The organism is Mesorhizobium sp. M2A.F.Ca.ET.043.05.1.1, from assembly GCF_003952445.1.
In the GTDB taxonomy this organism is placed as follows: domain Bacteria; phylum Pseudomonadota; class Alphaproteobacteria; order Rhizobiales; family Rhizobiaceae; genus Mesorhizobium.
In genome coordinates this window covers 2,806,709-2,824,317 of the sequence record NZ_CP034446.1, presented here as the reverse complement: position 1 = coordinate 2,824,317, position 17,609 = coordinate 2,806,709, and the positions used below count along the sequence as shown (strand labels likewise).

The following is a 17,609-nucleotide window of genomic DNA, read 5'->3' as shown; positions in this document are numbered from 1 at the left end:
AGCGGCGATGTGTCAGTATCGGCTGCGCCGGCGATGATGAACGCATGGCCAAGGGGGAAGCGATGGCACTCAGCGGGCATTGCATGTGCGGAGCGGTCACCTGGACATATTCCGGCGACATCATCCGCAATCTGGTCTGTCACTGCGCTGACTGCCAGCGCGCCACCTCGTCTCCCTTCACCGCCTTCCTGGGACTGAGGGCCGATGAGCTGAGCTGGGCCGGCGACATCAGGCACTATGAAAGCAGCACGGACACGTTTCGCGGCTTCTGTCCGTCCTGTGGCACCAGGCTTTATTTCCACTCGACAAGATGGCCGTCGGAGATCCACGTTCACGCCGCGACCATGACCGATCCGGGCGACTACCGGCCGGACGCTCAGGTCTTCATGCGATCGCGCTTGAAATGCTGGACCGGCTGCATTCGATCCCGACCCACGATGGTTTCCAGAGGCAGCCGGCGCGTCGGTCGGGTGCCTGACGCCTTTCGGCCGGGCCAACAAAAAAAGCCGGGCGCAAGGCCCGGCTTTTCCGTGTCGTGGCTTCTACGACTTAGAACTTCATACCGACGCCGAAGGTGACGCGGTTGTCCTTCGACTTGACGTTGCCGAGAGTGCCGAAGTCCTTGTCGCCGTAGTCGGTGTAGCGGTACTCGACACGGCCGAACACATTGTCGGTGATCTTGATGTCGGTGCCAACACCAGCCGTCCAGCCGAGCATTCCCTTGCTCTCGTCGGTGAGCGTGACGCTATCCGTGATCTTCTGGTTCTTGGCGGCAAGACCGCCGGTGCCATAGAGCAGGATTTCCGGGGTCACGGCATAGCCGAGGCGAGCGCGCAGCGAGCCTTCGAGGCCGCCCTTGGCGCTGATGCCGGCGCTGTCGCCCTTGACGCCGTTGTAGCCGAGATCGGCTTCAGCGCCGTAGACGAAGTTCTCTTGCTGCCACTGGTAGCCGCCGAAGACGCCGCCGATGAAGCCCTTGGTCTTCACGTTGACGCCTGCATCGCGGGCATCGGCATGGCCGCTGAAGCCGTAGCCGAGGTTGATACCGGCATAGGGGCCGGCCCAGGAAGCAACCGGAAGCTCGGCAACCGGGGCGGGAGCCGGCGGCTCCTCGGAAACGACGTCGGCCGCAAAGGCGGTACCAGCAAAGGCGAACAGCCCGAGCGCGGCGGCAAGCGGCGCGAATTTGAGATTGGTCTTCATTATATACTCCTTAAGCCACAAGACACTTAGGCTTGCTTGTTCATGAAACGCCCCGGCCCGTCCGGGGGGATAAACGAGCCTGGCGTTTAACGGTTCCAAATGTCGTGCTGAAATGCGGCTGAAGCGAACCTGAACTTGGGTCATTCCCCGGCGCCAATGAGGCCGAAACGTGACGTTGCATCTTCGCAACAGCGAATGTCAGCAGGCTAATCATGTTGCGCTGCACATCGCTTGGTTCAAGGGGTGCAGCGACATATATTGCCGGCAATGGCGCCCCGAATCCGGCGGGGCGGAAGCGCGTCCGGGCCGCTTCGCCACATTCCTGCCCCAGGTGGAAATGGCATTTAACGCTTGGCCCGTCATATTGTGCCGGCTTCCCGGAATCGTGAAGCCGATTGAGGATTGACACCATGAAACAAGCCACGGCCGTCGCGCTGGTGACGGGTGGAGCAAGACGGATCGGCAAGGCTATCGTGGAGGATCTGGCCGCCAATGGCTTCGCCGTCGCCATCCATGCCAACCGTTCAGGCGCCGAGGCGGAGGCACTGGCGGGGAAGATCACGGGCGAGGGCGGCCGCGCCGCCGTCGTCGCCGCCGACCTCACCGACATGGATGCGGTGGGTGGTCTCATCGGTCGCGCGCAAGCCGCGCTCGGGCCTGTGACGCTGCTGGTCAACAACGCGTCCCTGTTCGTCGACGACAGCGTCGATGATTTCGACTGGCAGGCCTGGGACCGCCATTTCGCCGTCCACGTGAAGGCGCCCGCGCTTTTGGCGCAGAATTTCGCCCGCGCGCTGCCGCAAGGCGAGGAGGGGCTGATCGTCAACATGATCGACCAGCGCGTCTGGCGGCCGACGCCGCGCTATTTCTCCTACGCGCTGTCGAAATCGGCGCTGTGGACGCAGACTGAGATGCTGGCGCAGGCGCTCGGGCCGCGCATTCGCGTCAATGCCATAGGTCCCGGCCCGACACTGAAGAACAAGCGCCAGGACGACGACGATTTCGGCAAACAGGTCGAGGGCCTGATCCTGAAGCGCGGCCCGCAATTGCCTGAATTCGGCGCCACGATCCGCTATCTCTGGCAGGCGCGCTCGGTGACCGGCCAGATGATCGCACTCGATGGCGGCCAGCATCTTGCGTGGCAGACGCCCGATGTGACAGGCATGGTGGAATGAGTCCCGCAGTCCAAAAACACAGACGCAACGGCGCCGCCGACGACCTGCCCCCCGATGTCGATCTCGACGTCGAGGACGAGGCGGCGGAGGAGATCGTCGAACCCGAGGCTTTGCCGACCGGCCCCGATGTCGCCTTCACGGCCATCGACTGGACGCCGCATGCCGGCGACGCTGACGGCATGGTCGGCGCCGAGGTGATCCAGACATTCGTCAAGCGGCTGCCCAACCAGCCCGGCGTCTACCGCATGATGAACGCCGCCGGCGACGTGCTCTATGTCGGCAAGGCGCGCAGCCTGAAGAAGCGCGTCACCAACTATGCGCAGGGGCGATTCCACACCGCCCGCATCGGCCGCATGGTGCGGGAGACGGCGACGATGGAATTCGTTGTCACCCGCACCGAGATCGAGGCGCTGCTGCTCGAGGCGAACCTCATCAAGCGGCTCAGACCACGCTTCAACGTGCTGATGCGGGACGACAAGTCCTTCCCGTACATCCTCTTGACCGGCGATCATGTCTCGCCCGGCATCTACAAGCATCGCGGCGCGCGCTCGCGAAAAGGGGACTATTTCGGCCCCTTCGCCTCGGCCGGCGCGGTCGGCCGCACCATCAATTCGCTGCAGCGCGCCTTTCTGCTTCGAAGCTGCACCAACTCCTTCTACGAGAACCGCACGCGGCCTTGCCTGCTCTACCAGATCAAGCGCTGCGCCGGTCCCTGCACCGGCGAGATCTCGCATGAAGGCTATGCCGAGCTGGTTGCGGAGGCCAAGGATTTCCTCTCTGGCCGCAGCCAGAAGGTGAAGACCGAAATCTCGGCCGCCATGCAGCAGGCTTCGGCGGAGCTCGATTTCGAGCGCGCCGCCATCTACCGCGACCGGCTTGCCGCGCTCTCCCATGTGCAGGCGCATCAGGGCATCAACCCGCAGACGGTGGAGGAGGCCGACGTCTTCGCCATCCATCAGGAGGGCGGCCAGACCTGCATCCAGGTGTTCTTCTTCCGCACCGGCCAGAACTGGGGCAACCGCGCCTATTTCCCCAAGGCCGATCCGGCGCTGGAGCCGGCCGAGGTGCTGGGCTCGTTCCTGGCGCAGTTCTATGACGACAAGCTGCCGGCGCGCACGCTGCTTCTGTCGCAGGTCGCGCAGGAGCAGGAACTGCTCGCCGAAGCGCTGTCCACCCATGCCGGCCGCAAGATAACGATCTCCGTGCCGCAGCGCGGCGAGAAGAAGGACCTGACCGATCACGCGCTGCAGAACGCCCGCGAGGCTCTCGGCCGCAGGCTGGCCGAGACCTCGACCCAGGCGCGGCTGCTGCAGGGATTCGCCGAGACCTTCGGCCTGGCGAAGCCGCCGGTGCGCATCGAGGTCTACGACAACTCGCACATCATGGGCACCAATGCGGTCGGCGCCATGGTCGTCGCCGGGCCGGAAGGTTTCGTGAAGAACCAGTACCGGAAATTCAACATCCGCTCGACCGAGATCACGCCGGGCGACGATTTCGGCATGATGCGCGAGGTGATGCAGCGGCGTTTCTCGCGGCTGCTCAAGGAGCATGGCGACGAGCAGTCTGGCGCGACCGCGGACGATGCGGGTGACGAGGATCTGGTCGCCGGCAATGGCGGTTTTCCGGCCTGGCCCGACGTCATCCTGATCGACGGCGGCCAGGGCCAGATGACGGCGGTGCGCCAGATCCTTGCCGATCTTGGCGTCGAGGATCGGGTTGTCGCCATCGGCATCGCCAAGGGGCCGGACCGCGATGCAGGCCGCGAGCGCTTCTTCGTCAAGGGCAGGGAAAGCTTCATGTTGCCGGTGCGCGATCCAGTGCTCTATTTCGTCCAGCGCCTGCGCGACGAGGTGCACCGCTTCGCCATCGGCTCGCATCGCGCGCGGCGCAAGAAGGAGATGGTGAAAAGCCCGCTCGACGAGATCGCCGGCATCGGCCCCGGCCGCAAGCGCGCCCTGCTGCTCGCCTTCGGCACCGCCAAGGCGGTCAGCCGCGCCGCGGTCGAGGACCTGGTCAAGGTCGACGGCATTTCCGAGCATGTGGCGAAGCTGGTCTATAATCATTTTCATGAGAGCTGAGGCGGTTGCGCAGGGATGTCCCGAGGGGTACCTCACAACGCCCCTCACGCCATTTTTCCCTGTCCAATCGAATCTCGGCTGTTGACCCCCTACATTGGCTTCTGATTTGAGTACCTCTGGCGGTGGAGATTTCCCGAGACGATATGGCACAACGCGCGTTCAACCTGCCGAACATCCTCACCTACGCCCGCATCGTCGCGGTGCCGCTGGTCGTGCTGTGCTTTTTTCTGGAGGGGCATCTGAAGTCGTCCGACTTCGCCCGCTGGTCGGCGCTGGTCATTTTCCTGCTCGCCTCGATCACCGATTACTTTGACGGCTATTTCGCGCGCGCCTGGCAGCAGACTTCCAACATCGGCAAGATGCTCGACCCGATAGCCGACAAATTGCTGGTCTCCACCTGCCTGCTCCTGCTTGCGGCCGACACAGACCGCCACGCCGGCATCGCCGGCTGGTCGCTCTGGGCGGCGATCATCATCCTGTGCCGCGAGATCCTGGTTTCGGGCCTGCGCGAATATCTGGCGGCCCTGAAGGTGTCGGTGCCGGTGACGCAGCTCGCCAAGTGGAAGACCACCATCCAGATGGTCGCTATCGCCTTCCTGCTGGTCGGCCCGGCGGGCGACAAGATCTTTCCGCTGACCACACAGATCGGCCTGGTGCTGTTGTGGGTCGCGGCGCTCGTCACGCTCTACACCGGCTACGACTATTTCCGCGCCGGCCTCAAGCACATCATGGATGAGTGAGATGTCCACCAAGCTCATCTATTTCGCCTGGGTGCGCGAGCGGATCGGCAAGCCGGAAGAGGACGTCGAATTGCCGTCCGGCATCGAGACGGTGGGCGACCTGCTGCGCTGGCTGAAGTCGCGCGGCGAGGAATATGAGAACGCGCTGCAATACCCCGACGTCATCCGCGTCGCCATCAACCAGGAACATGTCGGCCACCGCGAGAAGATCGCCGGTGCGCGTGAGATCGCGCTGTTTCCGCCGATGACCGGAGGCTGACATGGCCGGCGCCGTCGTGCCCGCCATCCGCATCCAGCGCGAGGATTTCGACGTCGCCGCCGAGATCGCCGGCCTGACCAAGGGCCGCACCGATATCGGCGCCGTGGTCACCTTCTCCGGCCTTTGCCGCGACGAGCAGGGCGCGCTGTCGGCGCTCGAGCTCGAGCACTATCCCGGCATGGCGGAGGCGGAGATCGGCCGCATCGCGGCGGAGGCCGTCGAACGCTGGCCGCTGCAGGGGCTTACCGTCATCCATCGCCACGGCAAGGTAATGCCGGGCGAAAACATCGTGCTGGTGGTCGCGGCCTCATCGCACCGGCAGGCGGCCTTCGAGGCGGCGAATTTCCTGATGGACTATCTGAAGTCGCGCGCGCCCTTCTGGAAGAAGGAGCATCTGGCCGACGGCTCCGAGGGCGGCTGGGTCGAGGCCAAGGAAGCCGACGACCAAGCGGCGGACCGCTGGTCGAAGTCGCGTGAATAACCATGGCCGGGGAACTTGGTGTCGTGTCACAATGACTCGCCCTCTATTCCCGTGTCAGTGTTGTGGTTCGCTCGCCGTAAGCAAGCCGGGCAACTATGAAATCTGCCAAGAATGCGGGTGGGAAGACGACCCAGTGCAGGCCGCCGATCCCGACTATGCAGGCGGGGCAAATGAACTCAGTCTAAATCAATACCGGGATCGAATTTCAAACTGAGGCTACCGGTAGCGGCCATTGATTGACCGCAATCCTTCCCGACCCTGCAAATCGGTTTGATTTGCTTGGCGGGGCAATCTCATGCTGGACCGCATCGCGGAGTTCTTCATCTTCGGGCTGGTGCCGCTGGTCGTCGGCATTCTTGCCGTACCGCAGGTGACCAAGGCCGCCGAGAAGACCATCGCGGGCGAGGTGACCTATCGCGAGCGCATCGCTTTGCCGCCAGATGCCGTGCTGGTGGTCGAGCTTGCCGACGTCTCGCTTGCCAATGCGCCGGCAACCGTGATCGCCAAGCGCAGGATAGCGCCCACCGGACAGGTGCCGATCAAGTTCGAAATCGGTTTCGACGCCAATGCGATCCAGAAGGGCCGGAGCGGCTGATGTTCATCACCGACACGAACCATCAGCTCGATCCGCTGGCCGGCACGCCCCAGACGGTGTTGGTGAAGATGCCGCGCTGACGTCGGGCGCCGGCTGGACGGCCGCGACTTTTCACACCTGGACATCGTGCTCGCCGGAATAAACCGGCGCCGCCAAGCGTTGACCTATGCAGATGGCGGGCAGGCAAAGGGACAAACGTCCCTTCACTCAAACCGCCAGACCGAATGCGCGGGATCGATCTGGCACTCAATGGAGACCAGATATGAAAAAGCACATGCTCATTCTCGCAGCCACAAGCGTATCGCTGATCGCCTTCGCAGGTTTTGCCCGCGCGGACGACCATCTGTTCAACGCCACGCAGCATGGCCTCAGCCCCGACAGCCAGCCCTTCCAGACCAACAAGGCCGGCCATAGCGGCGACCTTGCGCCTGGGCAGGGCAGCCCGTTCACCGGCGAGGAGACGAAGACGCCGGCCACCGACACAGAGGCGGCGAACGCCCACGCCAATGTGAAGGAGCGCCAAGCAAAGTAACGTTACCCTCAGACGCTGGCGGGACAGCGCCCTCCTCTGTCCTGCCGGACATCTCCCCCACCAGGGGGAAGATCGAATGTCGCGCCGGCTTTCGCCAATCTCCAGCGTTGCAGGATTGAGTTCGGCGCCACGGCTGCCAATCTCCCCCCAAGTGGGGGAGATGGCCGGCAGGCCAGAGGGGGGCGCGAAGGAACGCGGCGTAACCGTCTTTCAGCTAGCGGCCCCAATTGACCCCACCGCCTCAACCGCCTAGGCTCGCCCGAAAATGGGGATGGGGTTCCCCCGAAACCGCCCTTATGGGCTGATGACTCCTGCCAGGCGTGCTCTTGCGCGGCAGGATTTGTTTTTCCCGCTCGCATCATGCCTGATTTCGTGAAGTGATTCCCGTGCGGGAATCGCATTGGAAAGGCATTGAGACGATGACCCTTGCGGCCTGCGCCCTGGTCCTGATCGGCGGTTTCCTCGGCGGCGTATCCCGCTTCTTTCTCTCCGGCGTGATTGGTCGCGGCGTCGGCGAGACCTTTCCCTGGGGCACGCTGGCGGTCAACGTCTCCGGCGCCCTTGCCATCGGCGCCTTTGCCGGTGCCGCGCGGGCGGTGGGCGGCGTCTTCGCCAGCGATCTCGTGCGCGACCTCATCGTCGTCGGCCTGTTCGGCGGCTACACCACCGTGTCGTCCTTCTGCCTGCAGACGCTCAACCTCGCGCTCGACGGGGAGGGCCGGCTCGCGGCCTTCAACGTCGTCGCCTCGTCGGTTCTGTGCGTGCTGTTCGTCGCCCTCGGCTTCTGGGCAATTGTCTGGGTGGCTGGTTCAGCCACCGGGGCAGCGGGCTGAGCGATGACGGACAGACAGGCGGCAATGCGGCTTTATCTGGCGGTCGGCTGCGGCGCGGCGATCGGCTCCCTGACCCGCTTCCTGTCGGGCTACGTCATCGTCTCGCTGCTCGGCCTAAACGCTCTATGGTCGACCGCTTTCGTCAACGTCGTCGGCTCCTGGGTCATCATGACCTTTGCCACGCTGACCGGACCGGATGGGCGCATGATGGTCGGACCGGTCAGCCGCAATTTCGTCATGGCCGGCTTTTGCGGCGGCCTCACCACGTTTTCGGCGATGAGCCTCGACACCTTCATCCTGCTGTTCGAGGGCGACTTGCCGCTGGCCGCGACCTATCTCATCAGTGTGGTCGGGCTGTCGCTCGTGGCGGCGTGGCTGGGTTATCTCATGGCATCCAGGCTCAACCGCTTGCCGAAAGGCAGTCAGGCAACAGGTAGCTAGAGCAATTCCAGGAAAAGTGTGAGCGGTTTTCCGTCCGGAATTGCGTCAAAACAAAGAGATAGAGCGGTTCGCCGTTTCTGTAAAACGGTGAAACGCTCTAGGGAGGAAAACATGGAACTTCCCGCGCAATGCGCGCTGCTCAGGATATTCTTCGGCGAGGACGACAGGGCGGCCGACGGCAAGCCGCTGCACGAGGCGATCGTCATCAAGGCGCGCGAAACCGGCATGGCCGGCGCCACCGTGCTGCGCGGGCCGCTGGGCTTCGGTCGCTCCAGCGTGCTCCACACCGCCAAGATCCTGCGCCTGTCGCAGGATCTGCCCATCGTCGTCGAGATCGTCGACGCGCCGGAGAAGATCGATGCGCTGATCCCAGCGATCAAGGCGCTGACGAATGAGAAGAGCTGCCTGATCACCAGGGAGAAGGTCGAGGTCATCCGCTACGGCGACGGAGACTGATCCCCAAAGCATGTCTCCCGAAAGTGGGAACCGGTTTCGGGATAAAGACATGCGCAAAAATCAAAAACCTAAAGCGCATAGAACGAATCCGAAGGATCGCGACGCGCTTTAGGACCCCTCGATTAGCCGCCGCGCAGACGTCTTCCGATCGTTCCTTCGTCGAAGATACCGGCGGAAAAGAGTTTCATAGCTTCGATCGCCAAGTCAGAAGCCTCGGAGCTGCCGCGGGCAATGCCTCGCTCCACGCAGACCTGGTCATAGATGCGCTTCAGCAGGACGAGATCGTCCGGATAGGCTATGCCGCTCTTGGAAACATGGGGGCCGATCATCGCATCCTCCATTGTTGGACGGAAGCATGACAGAAGCTCGCGGGGGCGGTGAGCCTTCTATCGCCAGACCGGCACCATAGGGCGCTGCGTCGGTCGCGCATTCACCCATGTTAAAAAGGCGGCCCGAGGGCCGCCTTCTGTATCCCGGAAGGTTTCAGCTGACTCAGCCGACGATCTCGGTGTCCGAGAACCAGTACTTGATCTCCTGTGCGGCGGTCTCCGGCGCGTCGGAGCCGTGCACCGAGTTCTCGCCGATCGACAGCGCATGCACCTTGCGGATCGTGCCTTCAGCGGCGTTTGCCGGGTTGGTGGCGCCCATCACTTCGCGATTTCGGGCGATGGCGTTCTCGCCTTCCAGCACCTGCACGATGGTCGGCGCCGACGACATGAATTCCACCAGCTCGCCGAAGAACGGGCGATCCTTGTGGACGGCGTAGAAACCTTCGGCCTCGCGGCGGCTCATCCACACGCGGCGCGATGCGACGACGCGCAGGCCGGCGTCTTCCAGCATCTTGGTGATGGCGCCCGTCAGGTTGCGCCTGGTCGCGTCCGGCTTGATCATGGAGAAGGTGCGTTCGATCGCCATAGGGTCGTCCTTGTTCTTGGGAATGGAAATTGGAGTGGCGGGCTCTATACAAGCCGCCCGGCGGCTTGCCAAGGGGAGGCGGCTTCTGGTCAAGGCGGGTCCTTTGCGGGATAATTAAACGGCTGCGAACATGCTTCGCACGGAAATCCGGGGCGTTGCGGCAGCGGAGCCCGAGGCGATGAACTGGCCTTACTTCAGACGCGGCGATGTTGCCGTCATCCTGTTCATGGCCATTGTTCTCGCCGGGATCGTCTTCGTCCTGCTGTTCTTTCCACAACGCGGGCAGCGGAATTTCGGCTTCGGTCCGGAGTGGCAGTGCGCCCGCATGGAGAAAGGCGACCCGATCTGCGTCAGGTTGGTCGGTAAGGGCGAGGGGGGAGATGGCCGGTAGGCCAGAGGGGTCGCCGCGCGTAAAGCGCCGACCTCTTTTTCGCCACAGAGGGCGTCGCAGCGCTGAGGCGTCCCCCTCTGTCGCCTTCGGCGACATCTCCCCCTCAAGGGGGGAGATCACCGGTGTTCACGCCGCCGCCGCGACCTGCCGTCCGATGCCGCCATGCAGGTCGAGGCAGCGCTCGAACCAGCGGGCGATGCTGTCGCCGTCCTCGAGCAACTGGAAAGGCGAGGCGATGCGTCCCCATTGCAGCGCGCCGAACACGATGTAATCGGCAAACAGCGGCTCCTCGCCGCCGATGAAGGGCTGGTAGGTGAGCGTCGAACGCAGCGGCTCCAGCGCGGCGCGGAAGGCCGCGAGCCCGGCATCGCGGTTCGCCACGACCTCTTCCAGCCGCTTGCCGTAGCGCTGCTCGCGGCTTTCGCGGAAATAGGCGGCGTTAGGCTCGTCTTGCATGTCATGCAGATCGGTCAGCGCCACCGTCGCGACGTACGGATGGATGGTGGACTGAGACCAGCGCTCGATGAAGCGCGCCAGCGCCTTGCCGCCTTCGCCGGCAAACAGGGTAGGCCGATCCGGATAGGCTTCGTCGAGATAGAGCGCGATGGCGAAGGAATCGGCCACCACGCGCTCGCCGTCGCGGATCACCGGCACCGTCTTCGACGCGCCGCTCTCGACTTTGGGTACCTCGAGGAAGCGCGTCGGCACCTTGGTGACGGCGAGCCCCTTATGCGCCAGTGCCATCTTGGTCTTCCAGCAATGCGGGCTGAACGGTCGTGCTGCATCGTGGCCGACAAGGTCGTAGAGAAGAATGGTCATTGGCGCGTCCGTTGCTGCGGGTTAGGTAGAGCCAGGATTCGTGGCGAACCGGTGGATGATGAAACAGCATTTCATGATGTTTGCGGCCTATAATCAATGGGCCAACCAGCGTCTCTACGATGCCGCGGCCCACCTCAGCGACGAGGAATTCAACCGCGACACCGGCGCCTTCTTCGGCTCGATGATGAAGACGCTCAACCATATCCTGACTGCCGATCGTATCTGGATGAAGCGTTTCACCGGCGAGGGACAGGCACCGTCTTCCCTTGACGCCATTCTTTACAAGGCGCTGCCACCCTTGCACAGCGCGCGCGAGGCGGAGGACAAGCGGATCATCGACTGGATCGGCGGCATGAGCGAAAAGGCGCTCGCCGGCCGCTTCTCCTATATGACCCTCTCCGACATGCGAACTGTATCGCAACGCGTGGCGCCCGCGCTCAGCCATTTCTTCAACCACCAGACCCATCATCGCGGCCAGGCGCATATGGTGCTGACCGTGCTCGGCCGCCCTTCGGTGCCGCTCGATCTGGCGCTGTTCCAGCGCTCCGAGGAAGGCCGCGCCTACGCCTGAAGCGCTCTCTAGCCGGGAACGCCTGCGGCAAGTTGCGCAAATGGCCTGAGGGAAGAATTTGCGAGGCATTTTAAGAAAAATATAATACACGTTGGACCGAAGATAACAGAAATCGCAAACCAAACTTCATTCTTGGGAATGAGCCGGCGAAACCGGACGAAATCTCACGCGTAACTTTCCGTGTATTCAGAAGAAGTATGCAGGCAATGCTTGCATACAGCAATGCTGAGTGATTTCTACCTGAAGAGGAGAGTGTTATGCGCAATATTGTTGGGAAAGCCGCCACTACTCTGACCCTTGGGACGATTATCGCCGTTCTGGCCATGCCCGCGAATACTGCAAGCCTTGGCGTTGGAGCATCGATCGGCGGGTCTGGAGGCGTCAACGCTGGTGCCGGCGCCTCTGTCGGCGGTGGCAGCGGTGTCAATGCCGGGCTTGGCGCCTCGGTTGGCGGGTCGAACGGCGTGAACGCCGGCGCGGCCGCATCGATAGGCGGCTCGAATGGGGTCGACGCAAACGCCACGGCGTCGATCGGAGGTTCAACCGGCATCGACGCGGGTCTTGGCGCTAACGTCGGCGATGACATCAACGCCAATGCGAATGCAAATGTCGGCAATGGCGCCAACGCGAGCCTTGGCCTCGGGATTGGTGACGACGCGGACGTCGGCGTGGGAAGGTTCTCTGCGCTGAGCACGCCTAGCACGGTAGCAGCCCCTCAAGCGCCCGCGACGAAGAACGCCGTGGCTGAGATGTCCGGCACGAAATTGACCCGCATGAAGAAGCGCTGCGCCGACGTGCTCTCCAGCGAAGGGACCTATGATGCCGATCTGAGGGCGCTCTGTCTGATGATCGCACGCCGTTGACGCGTTCGAGTGGTAGCCGCAACGCCGGACCGGCAGTGAGGCTCTGCGGCATCTCCCAACCGACCGCCGCCATGGCTGGCGTTGCGTTGACGAGAACATCCGGCCAGTCGGGAAGCCTGCCGCGCTTGGCGGCGGGCTTTCTGCTTGCCTTGCCATCACGGGAGGTCCCGACGGCCTGTTAACCACACTTGCATTGAAGCTAATATGTTAGGACTTCCTTTGCGCTCGCGCTCCACAATAGGCCGGTAGCAGTGGGAGCAACGGATGCGCATCGATTTATCCCCGACAAGCTGGGGCAGGGTCGTGGTGGTCACCGCCGCCGGCACCGCCTTTTTCATTGCCGTCGCCTTCTTCGTCGATTCCTTCAATTTTCCCTCGCTGTCGCCGCAGGCGCTGCTGTGGGCGAAACTCACGGATCTTTTCCTGCCGCTTGTCCTCGGCGGCTCCTTTCTGTTCTTCCTGATGTGGAAGATGCGCCAGCTGGCGATCACGCAAAAGGAGCTCAGCGTCATCGCCGCGACCGACAGCTTGACCGCGGTCTTCAACCGCGGCGCCTTCTCGATGCTGGTCGAGGCCTATCTCGACCAGGCACGCGACCAGACGGTCGCCGACGCCGGCGCGCTGCTGATCGTCGATGCCGACCATTTCAAGTCGATCAATGACCGCCTGGGCCACGACTGCGGCGACCAGGCGCTCAGGTTGATCGCCGCGACGATCAAGGGGCAACTGCATGGCGCCGACATCGTCGGACGCATCGGCGGCGAGGAATTCGCGATCTTCCTGCCCGGCGCCGATGCCACACGCTCCTTCCTGGTCGCCGAATCCATCAGGCGCCGCATCCGCGAGACCGAGTTTGCGCCAGACGGGCGGCCTTGGCCGCTTTCGGTCAGCATCGGCGGCATCGCCTTCAGCGGCCCGACCACCTACCACGACATGTTCCAGGTCGCCGACCGCCATCTTTACAAGGCCAAGGCCAACGGCCGCGACCAGGTGAGCTTCGAGAGCCGGCGCAGCGGGACGGCTGGCAATGCCGGCGGCACCATGCACTAACGCATGTCTCCCGAAAGTGGGAACCGGTTTCGGGATAAAGACATGCGTAAGATCAAAAATCTAAAGCGCATGGAGCGAATCTGAAAGATCGCGGCGCGCTTTAGGCGTCCCTTGGCGCCATCAACGGTCCGTTCATCCTTTGGCGGCTAGTGTCGGCGGCTGACCTCAGCCGATCCGCGAGCGACCGTGTTCGATCTTATCGACTTCAAGGCGGTGCTGATCATCGCCCTCATCTTCATCCCGCTGGAGCAGCTCCTGCCGCTGCATGGCGAGCAGTCGGCGACGCGCCGCCATTGGCTGAACGATGTTTTCTACCTGCTCTTCAACGGCATCGTCATCAAGGCCGGCATAGTATTGGTGGTCGGCGCGGCGATGCTGCTGGCGCAGCGTTTCGTTCCCGAGGCGCTCACCGCCGCCGTCCAGTCGCAGCCTGTATGGCTGCAGGCGATCGAGGCTCTGCTCATCGCCGACATCGGCTTCTATCTTGCCCATCGCGCCTTCCACGCGGTGCCGTTCCTGTGGCGCTTCCACGCCATCCACCACTCGATCGAGGAGATGGACTGGCTGGCCGCGCACCGCGTGCACCCGGTGGACCAGATCCTGACCAAGTCGGCTTCGTTCCTGCCGCTGTTCGCGCTGGGTTTTTCCGCCGAGGCGGTTCTCATCTACGTGCTGATCTACCAGTGGCAGTCGGTGTTCATCCACTCCAACACGCGCATCAAATTCGGGCCGCTGAAATGGCTGATTGCCTCGCCGCAGTTCCATCACTGGCACCATGCCAACGAACGCGAGGCCTATGACAAGAACTTCGCCGGCCAATTGCCCTTTCTCGACCTGATCGGCGGCACTTTGTTCATGCCGCCGCGGATGCCGGAAAAATACGGTGTCGACGAGCCTGTGCCGCAGCTCTACCACCGGCAGCTCGTCTATCCTTTCGTTGCAGCGGCCGAACCGGCTGCGGCGATCGCCGAGGCCGCGCCGGCTGCCGCCAAGCCGGAATAGCGGTACGGAAAAGGCCCGTCTTTATGTGAACCGGGCCCGGGGTAGTTCATAAGCAGCGGGCTTGCCCGGCAAAATGGGCTTTTGCCGTAAGTTCAGGCGGCAAAACCGCCATAGCCGCGCGCGACCGGCTTCACCGAGACGATCGGCTGGTCCGACGGCCACAGGATGCCGGCGGTCACCGCGAAGGTGATCAGCGCATCGCGCGCCGACTCGGCGGAGATTTCTCCGGCACGCGCCGCCTCGCAGGCCTTTACCGCGGCGCCGTAGCTCAGCCGCCGCCGCGATGGCGGAAACTCGGTCAGGAATTCATGCATGGCGGACAGCGAGGCGATCATACGCTTATGGCCGGCGCCGACGCTAAGGGCGACCGGGGTGAAGAACATCCTGTCGTACATTGAGACCTCGTCTGTTGGCTGCGGAGGCGGCGGGCCTCCGGTCTGGGGAGGGACGCCACACAACGCGGCTTGCGGCGTGAGGTTCCGCGCACGCCGATTTTTCCGTCTTGGACCTGATCCGTCGCGTGAATCGGCAGGAGGGCAGGCAGCCTATTTCCACATGCCGCGCATGCGGGCGCCAAGGTCTACCTTGACGCCTGGCCGCTGGCGCGGGTCGTCCTTGAGCGCCGCACTCGCCCAGGACGATTGCTCGAAGGCCGAAAGCATCGAGGCCGGGATGAAGCGGGTGCGCGAGGCATAGACATGGCGATCGCCGCGCGCCGCCTGGTTGTGCGGGTAGAAGCGCTGCGGCACCACCAGATGCAGGCTGTCCTTGGCCCTGGTCATCGCCACATAGAGCAGCCGACGCTCCTCCTCGATGTCCTCCTTGGTGCCGACGCCGAGATCGGCCGGGATGCAGCCGTCGACCGTGTTGAGCACGAAGACGTTCTTCCATTCCTGGCCCTTGGCCGAATGGATGGTCGACAGGATGAGGTAATCCTCGTCGCGATGCGGCGGCCCGGCCTGGTCGCTGGTGGCGTCGGGCGGATCGAGCGTCAGCTCGGTCAGGAAGCGTTCGCGCGACGGATAGGTCGAGGCGATCTGCTCGAGCTGGATGAGATCGGCCCGGCGCGTGATCGCATCCTCGTGGATGCGCTCCATATGCGGTTCGTACCAGAGCCTGATCCGTTCGAGGTCGGCCGGCCATTTGGCGCCGGCGCGCAAGCCGCTATAGATGTCGAGGAACACCGGCCAATCCTGCGCCGCGCGCTGCGGCGGCCGGAAGCGGGCAAGGCCGAGCGTCTCGTCGAGCGACGTCGCCATGGCATCCACGATCTGCGAGGCGGCGGACGGGCCGATGCCCGGCATCAGCTGCAGCACGCGGAAACCGGCGACGCGGTCGCGCGGGTTCTCGGCGAAGCGCAGCATCGCCAGCATGTCCTTGACATGCGCGGCGTCGAGGAATTTCAGCCCGCCGAACTTGACGAAGGGGATGTTGCGGCGCGTCAGCTCCACCTCCAGGGGCCCGCTGTGGCTCGAGGTGCGAAACAGCACCGCCTGCGCCTTCAGCGCCGTGCCGGCCTCGCGTTCGGCCAGGATCGCCTGGCAGACATAATTCGCCTGCTCGGCCTCGTCGCGCACGCTGACCAGCTGCGGCCGGTGCGAGGACCGGCGCTCGGTCCACAGATTCTTGGTGAAGCGCTCGCTGGCCTCGCCGATCACCCTGTTGGCTGCGGCAAGGATCGTCTCGGTCGAGCGGTAGTTTCGCTCCAGCATGACGACCGCCGCTGCTTGCGCGAACTGCTTTGGGAAATCGAGGATGTTGCGCACTTCGGCGGCGCGGAAGGAATAGATCGACTGCGCGTCGTCTCCTACCACAGTGAGCCCGGCGCCGTCCGGTTTCAGCGCCAGGAGGATCGAAGCCTGCAGCCGGTTGGTGTCCTGGTACTCGTCGACCAGCACGTGGTCGAAGCGGGAACCGAGATGGGCGGCGATCTCCGGCTCGGCCGCCATCTGCGCCCAGTAGAGCAGCAGGTCGTCGTAATCGAGCACGTTCTGCGCCTGCTTGGCCTCGACATAGGCCGCGAAAAGCTCCTTCAGTTGCTCCGCCCATGCCGCGCACCAGGGGAAGGCGGAGCCGAGCACCTCGTCCAGGTCCGCCTGCGCGTTCACCGCCCGCGAATAGATCTGCAGACAGGTGCCTTTGGTCGGGAAGCGGCTCTCGGTTTTCGAGAAACCCAGCTCGTGCCGTGCAAGGTTCATCAGGTCGGCCGAATCCTCGCGGTCATGGATGGTGAAGGCCGGATCGAGCCCGATCTGCTCGGCATAGTCGCGGAGCAGCCTGGCGCCGATCCCGTGGAAAGTGCCGGCCCAGGCGAGCGCGTCGGCGATGATCGTCGCGTCGCGCCCCAGCACCTCGCCGGCAATGCGCTCGACCCGCTTGGCCATCTCCGCCGCGGCACGACGGGAGAAGGTCATCAGCAGGATGCGGCGCGGATCGGCGCCCTTGACGATGAGATGGGCGACGCGATGCGCCAGCGTGTTGGTCTTGCCGGAGCCGGCGCCCGCGATCACCAGCAGCGGCGCCGCCACCTTGCCGTCGCCATGCACCACCGCCAGCCGCTGCTCATCATTCAGCCGGGCAAGATAAGCGGGCGTCTCGAAGGACGAATCACGGGCGGCGATGTTCATCGCCCATCAAGCATCGTTTCCGCTTTGTTCGCAATACAGCTAATCTCCCCCACAAGCTACCGCTTCGGCTCCACCCCCATTGCCGCTGACTGGCGCCGCAACTTGCGCCTCTCGTCGCCCGGCATGTCGAGCGGCGCGACATCGCCGGGCACCTCGTCGATGATCCTCACGGCGACGCGGTAGGCGGTGTAGGCGAAAAGCCCCGTAAGCAGCAGGCGGATCATCATCGTCTCCTCATGCGGTTCGATTGGCTTTCAACCGGACGCGGGCCGGTTGGTTCCGCCTCAATCGCAACCAAACCGCCACCGCCTCGTTTGCCCTTTATGAAAGGGGCGAACGAGAGGAGGTCGTCATGATGAAGCTTCCTGTGCTGCTGGCTCTTGCGGCAGGGCTCGTGCTCGCCGCCTGCGACAACAGCGTGCAACCCACCAAGGCGCCGGGCGACGAGGTCAACCAGAACCCTCAGGTCGACAAGAACCCGGTGCCGAAATCGACCACCGGCGGCGACCAGCCGGGCACGCCTCCGAAGCAATAGGGCAGGGCGGGTTGAATTGTCGTCAGCTTCGAACGAAGAAGGC

Annotated in this window: 24 protein-coding genes and 1 riboswitch; of the genes, 17 read left to right on the top strand and 7 right to left on the bottom strand. The window is 63.8% G+C overall.

Going from position 1 to position 17,609, the window contains the following annotated elements; all coding sequences use genetic code 11:
• The first annotated feature begins 44 nt into the window (after positions 1-44).
• Positions 45-578 (top strand): GFA family protein, encoded by a 534-nt coding sequence (locus EJ069_RS14050; protein ID WP_348639368.1) that lies wholly within the window; start codon positions 45-47, stop codon positions 576-578.
• Here the strand turns inward: EJ069_RS14050 and EJ069_RS14045 are convergent.
• Positions 550-1,203 (bottom strand): outer membrane protein, encoded by a 654-nt coding sequence (locus tag EJ069_RS14045; RefSeq protein WP_126061792.1) that lies wholly within the window; start codon positions 1,201-1,203, stop codon positions 550-552. The genes EJ069_RS14050 and EJ069_RS14045 overlap by 29 nt on opposite strands.
• Before the next feature lie 410 nt (positions 1,204-1,613).
• On the opposite strand from EJ069_RS14045, the gene EJ069_RS14040 reads away from it, so the two are divergent.
• The 10 genes from EJ069_RS14040 to EJ069_RS13985 all read left to right on the top strand — a co-directional run bounded on the left by EJ069_RS14040 (position 1,614) and on the right by EJ069_RS13985 (position 8,793).
• Complete coding sequence (locus EJ069_RS14040) at positions 1,614-2,378, top strand: SDR family oxidoreductase (RefSeq protein ID WP_126061791.1); 765 nt, start codon at positions 1,614-1,616, stop codon at positions 2,376-2,378.
• Positions 2,375-4,456 (top strand): excinuclease ABC subunit UvrC, encoded by a 2,082-nt coding sequence (gene uvrC, locus EJ069_RS14035; RefSeq protein ID WP_126061790.1) that lies wholly within the window; start codon positions 2,375-2,377, stop codon positions 4,454-4,456. The genes EJ069_RS14040 and uvrC overlap by 4 nt, the downstream gene beginning before the upstream one ends.
• Before the next feature lie 143 nt (positions 4,457-4,599).
• Positions 4,600-5,196 (top strand): CDP-diacylglycerol--glycerol-3-phosphate 3-phosphatidyltransferase, encoded by a 597-nt coding sequence (gene pgsA, locus EJ069_RS14030; RefSeq protein WP_126061789.1) that lies wholly within the window; start codon positions 4,600-4,602, stop codon positions 5,194-5,196.
• Position 5,197: 1 nt separating this feature from the next.
• A complete protein-coding gene (moaD, locus tag EJ069_RS14025) occupies positions 5,198-5,455 on the top strand; it encodes a molybdopterin converting factor subunit 1 (protein ID WP_126061788.1) in 258 nt (85 codons plus the stop codon).
• Between the two features lies 1 nt (position 5,456).
• Positions 5,457-5,936, top strand: a complete 480-nt coding sequence (locus tag EJ069_RS14020; RefSeq protein ID WP_126061787.1) for a molybdenum cofactor biosynthesis protein MoaE — start codon at positions 5,457-5,459, stop codon at positions 5,934-5,936.
• A 295-nt stretch (positions 5,937-6,231) separates the two neighbouring features.
• Positions 6,232-6,531, top strand: a complete 300-nt coding sequence (locus EJ069_RS14010; protein WP_245456556.1) for a YbaY family lipoprotein — start codon at positions 6,232-6,234, stop codon at positions 6,529-6,531.
• Between the two features lie 262 nt (positions 6,532-6,793).
• Positions 6,794-7,063, top strand: coding sequence for a hypothetical protein (locus EJ069_RS14005; RefSeq protein ID WP_126061785.1), 270 nt, complete (start codon positions 6,794-6,796; stop codon positions 7,061-7,063).
• A gap of 258 nt (positions 7,064-7,321) precedes the next feature.
• Positions 7,322-7,384, top strand: a riboswitch (Fluoride riboswitch).
• Positions 7,385-7,482: 98 nt separating this feature from the next.
• A complete protein-coding gene (gene crcB / locus EJ069_RS13995; protein WP_126061784.1) occupies positions 7,483-7,896 on the top strand; it encodes a fluoride efflux transporter CrcB in 414 nt (137 codons plus the stop codon).
• A 3-nt stretch (positions 7,897-7,899) separates the two neighbouring features.
• On the top strand, positions 7,900-8,337 hold the full coding sequence (gene crcB / locus EJ069_RS13990; protein WP_126061783.1) for a fluoride efflux transporter CrcB: 438 nt from the start codon (positions 7,900-7,902) through the stop codon (positions 8,335-8,337).
• Between the two features lie 111 nt (positions 8,338-8,448).
• Positions 8,449-8,793 carry a DUF190 domain-containing protein gene (locus EJ069_RS13985; RefSeq protein ID WP_126061782.1) on the top strand — a complete coding sequence of 115 codons (345 nt, stop codon included), beginning with the start codon at positions 8,449-8,451 and terminating at the stop codon, positions 8,791-8,793.
• 122 nt (positions 8,794-8,915) lie between these two features.
• Here EJ069_RS13985 and EJ069_RS13980 read toward each other — a convergent pair whose 3' ends face one another.
• Both EJ069_RS13980 and ndk read right to left on the bottom strand, forming a co-directional pair.
• On the bottom strand, positions 8,916-9,122 hold the full coding sequence (locus tag EJ069_RS13980) for a hypothetical protein (RefSeq protein ID WP_126061781.1): 207 nt from the start codon (positions 9,120-9,122) through the stop codon (positions 8,916-8,918).
• A gap of 163 nt (positions 9,123-9,285) precedes the next feature.
• Entirely contained in the window at positions 9,286-9,708 is a 423-nt protein-coding gene (ndk, locus tag EJ069_RS13975) for a nucleoside-diphosphate kinase (protein WP_040984737.1), read from the bottom strand.
• Positions 9,709-9,838: 130 nt separating this feature from the next.
• On the opposite strand from ndk, the gene EJ069_RS13970 reads away from it, so the two are divergent.
• Positions 9,839-10,099 (top strand): hypothetical protein, encoded by a 261-nt coding sequence (locus tag EJ069_RS13970; RefSeq protein ID WP_126061780.1) that lies wholly within the window; start codon positions 9,839-9,841, stop codon positions 10,097-10,099.
• 126 nt (positions 10,100-10,225) lie between these two features.
• On the opposite strand, the gene EJ069_RS13965 is transcribed toward EJ069_RS13970, so the two are convergent.
• Entirely contained in the window at positions 10,226-10,918 is a 693-nt protein-coding gene (locus tag EJ069_RS13965; RefSeq protein ID WP_126061779.1) for a glutathione S-transferase family protein, read from the bottom strand.
• A gap of 58 nt (positions 10,919-10,976) precedes the next feature.
• Between EJ069_RS13965 and EJ069_RS13960 the strand changes: the two genes are divergently transcribed.
• From EJ069_RS13960 to EJ069_RS13945, 4 genes are all read left to right on the top strand, one after another.
• Positions 10,977-11,489 carry a DinB family protein gene (locus EJ069_RS13960; protein ID WP_126064730.1) on the top strand — a complete coding sequence of 171 codons (513 nt, stop codon included), beginning with the start codon at positions 10,977-10,979 and terminating at the stop codon, positions 11,487-11,489.
• Positions 11,490-11,746: 257 nt separating this feature from the next.
• Positions 11,747-12,352: a hypothetical protein gene (locus EJ069_RS13955; protein ID WP_126061778.1), complete on the top strand. Its 606-nt coding sequence runs from the start codon at positions 11,747-11,749 to the stop codon at positions 12,350-12,352.
• Between the two features lie 264 nt (positions 12,353-12,616).
• Positions 12,617-13,402, top strand: a complete 786-nt coding sequence (locus EJ069_RS13950) for a GGDEF domain-containing protein (RefSeq protein WP_126061777.1) — start codon at positions 12,617-12,619, stop codon at positions 13,400-13,402.
• 186 nt (positions 13,403-13,588) lie between these two features.
• Positions 13,589-14,404, top strand: a complete 816-nt coding sequence (locus EJ069_RS13945; RefSeq protein ID WP_126061776.1) for a sterol desaturase family protein — start codon at positions 13,589-13,591, stop codon at positions 14,402-14,404.
• Positions 14,405-14,496: 92 nt separating this feature from the next.
• On the opposite strand, the gene EJ069_RS13940 is transcribed toward EJ069_RS13945, so the two are convergent.
• The 3 genes from EJ069_RS13940 to EJ069_RS32775 all read right to left on the bottom strand — a co-directional run bounded on the left by EJ069_RS13940 (position 14,497) and on the right by EJ069_RS32775 (position 17,258).
• Complete coding sequence (locus EJ069_RS13940; protein WP_126061775.1) at positions 14,497-14,799, bottom strand: DUF982 domain-containing protein; 303 nt, start codon at positions 14,797-14,799, stop codon at positions 14,497-14,499.
• Between the two features lie 150 nt (positions 14,800-14,949).
• Positions 14,950-17,031: an ATP-dependent helicase gene (locus tag EJ069_RS13935; protein ID WP_126061774.1), complete on the bottom strand. Its 2,082-nt coding sequence runs from the start codon at positions 17,029-17,031 to the stop codon at positions 14,950-14,952.
• 56 nt (positions 17,032-17,087) lie between these two features.
• Positions 17,088-17,258, bottom strand: coding sequence for a hypothetical protein (locus EJ069_RS32775; protein ID WP_189476592.1), 171 nt, complete (start codon positions 17,256-17,258; stop codon positions 17,088-17,090).
• A 125-nt stretch (positions 17,259-17,383) separates the two neighbouring features.
• On the opposite strand from EJ069_RS32775, the gene EJ069_RS13930 reads away from it, so the two are divergent.
• A complete protein-coding gene (locus EJ069_RS13930; protein ID WP_095816012.1) occupies positions 17,384-17,566 on the top strand; it encodes a hypothetical protein in 183 nt (60 codons plus the stop codon).
• Positions 17,567-17,609: the final 43 nt, after the last annotated feature.

Coding starts and splice junctions, on each gene's coding strand:
- EJ069_RS13950 (WP_126061777.1), top strand. CDS start 12,617: ATGCGCATCGATTTATCCCCGACAAGCTGGGGCAGGGTCGTGGTGGTC.
- EJ069_RS13985 (WP_126061782.1), top strand. CDS start 8,449: ATGGAACTTCCCGCGCAATGCGCGCTGCTCAGGATATTCTTCGGCGAG.
- pgsA (WP_126061789.1), top strand. CDS start 4,600: ATGGCACAACGCGCGTTCAACCTGCCGAACATCCTCACCTACGCCCGC.
- EJ069_RS14005 (WP_126061785.1), top strand. CDS start 6,794: ATGAAAAAGCACATGCTCATTCTCGCAGCCACAAGCGTATCGCTGATC.
- EJ069_RS14045 (WP_126061792.1), bottom strand. CDS start 1,203: ATGAAGACCAATCTCAAATTCGCGCCGCTTGCCGCCGCGCTCGGGCTG.
- EJ069_RS13935 (WP_126061774.1), bottom strand. CDS start 17,031: ATGAACATCGCCGCCCGTGATTCGTCCTTCGAGACGCCCGCTTATCTT.
- EJ069_RS13940 (WP_126061775.1), bottom strand. CDS start 14,799: ATGTACGACAGGATGTTCTTCACCCCGGTCGCCCTTAGCGTCGGCGCC.
- EJ069_RS32775 (WP_189476592.1), bottom strand. CDS start 17,258: ATGATGATCCGCCTGCTGCTTACGGGGCTTTTCGCCTACACCGCCTAC.
- EJ069_RS13965 (WP_126061779.1), bottom strand. CDS start 10,918: ATGACCATTCTTCTCTACGACCTTGTCGGCCACGATGCAGCACGACCG.
- EJ069_RS14010 (WP_245456556.1), top strand. CDS start 6,232: ATGCTGGACCGCATCGCGGAGTTCTTCATCTTCGGGCTGGTGCCGCTG.
- ndk (WP_040984737.1), bottom strand. CDS start 9,708: ATGGCGATCGAACGCACCTTCTCCATGATCAAGCCGGACGCGACCAGG.
- uvrC (WP_126061790.1), top strand. CDS start 2,375: ATGAGTCCCGCAGTCCAAAAACACAGACGCAACGGCGCCGCCGACGAC.
- EJ069_RS14020 (WP_126061787.1), top strand. CDS start 5,457: ATGGCCGGCGCCGTCGTGCCCGCCATCCGCATCCAGCGCGAGGATTTC.
- EJ069_RS13980 (WP_126061781.1), bottom strand. CDS start 9,122: ATGATCGGCCCCCATGTTTCCAAGAGCGGCATAGCCTATCCGGACGAT.
- EJ069_RS13930 (WP_095816012.1), top strand. CDS start 17,384: ATGATGAAGCTTCCTGTGCTGCTGGCTCTTGCGGCAGGGCTCGTGCTC.
- EJ069_RS13960 (WP_126064730.1), top strand. CDS start 10,977: ATGAAACAGCATTTCATGATGTTTGCGGCCTATAATCAATGGGCCAAC.
- EJ069_RS14050 (WP_348639368.1), top strand. CDS start 45: ATGGCCAAGGGGGAAGCGATGGCACTCAGCGGGCATTGCATGTGCGGA.
- crcB (WP_126061783.1), top strand. CDS start 7,900: ATGACGGACAGACAGGCGGCAATGCGGCTTTATCTGGCGGTCGGCTGC.
- moaD (WP_126061788.1), top strand. CDS start 5,198: ATGTCCACCAAGCTCATCTATTTCGCCTGGGTGCGCGAGCGGATCGGC.
- EJ069_RS13970 (WP_126061780.1), top strand. CDS start 9,839: ATGCTTCGCACGGAAATCCGGGGCGTTGCGGCAGCGGAGCCCGAGGCG.
- crcB (WP_126061784.1), top strand. CDS start 7,483: ATGACCCTTGCGGCCTGCGCCCTGGTCCTGATCGGCGGTTTCCTCGGC.
- EJ069_RS13955 (WP_126061778.1), top strand. CDS start 11,747: ATGCGCAATATTGTTGGGAAAGCCGCCACTACTCTGACCCTTGGGACG.
- EJ069_RS14040 (WP_126061791.1), top strand. CDS start 1,614: ATGAAACAAGCCACGGCCGTCGCGCTGGTGACGGGTGGAGCAAGACGG.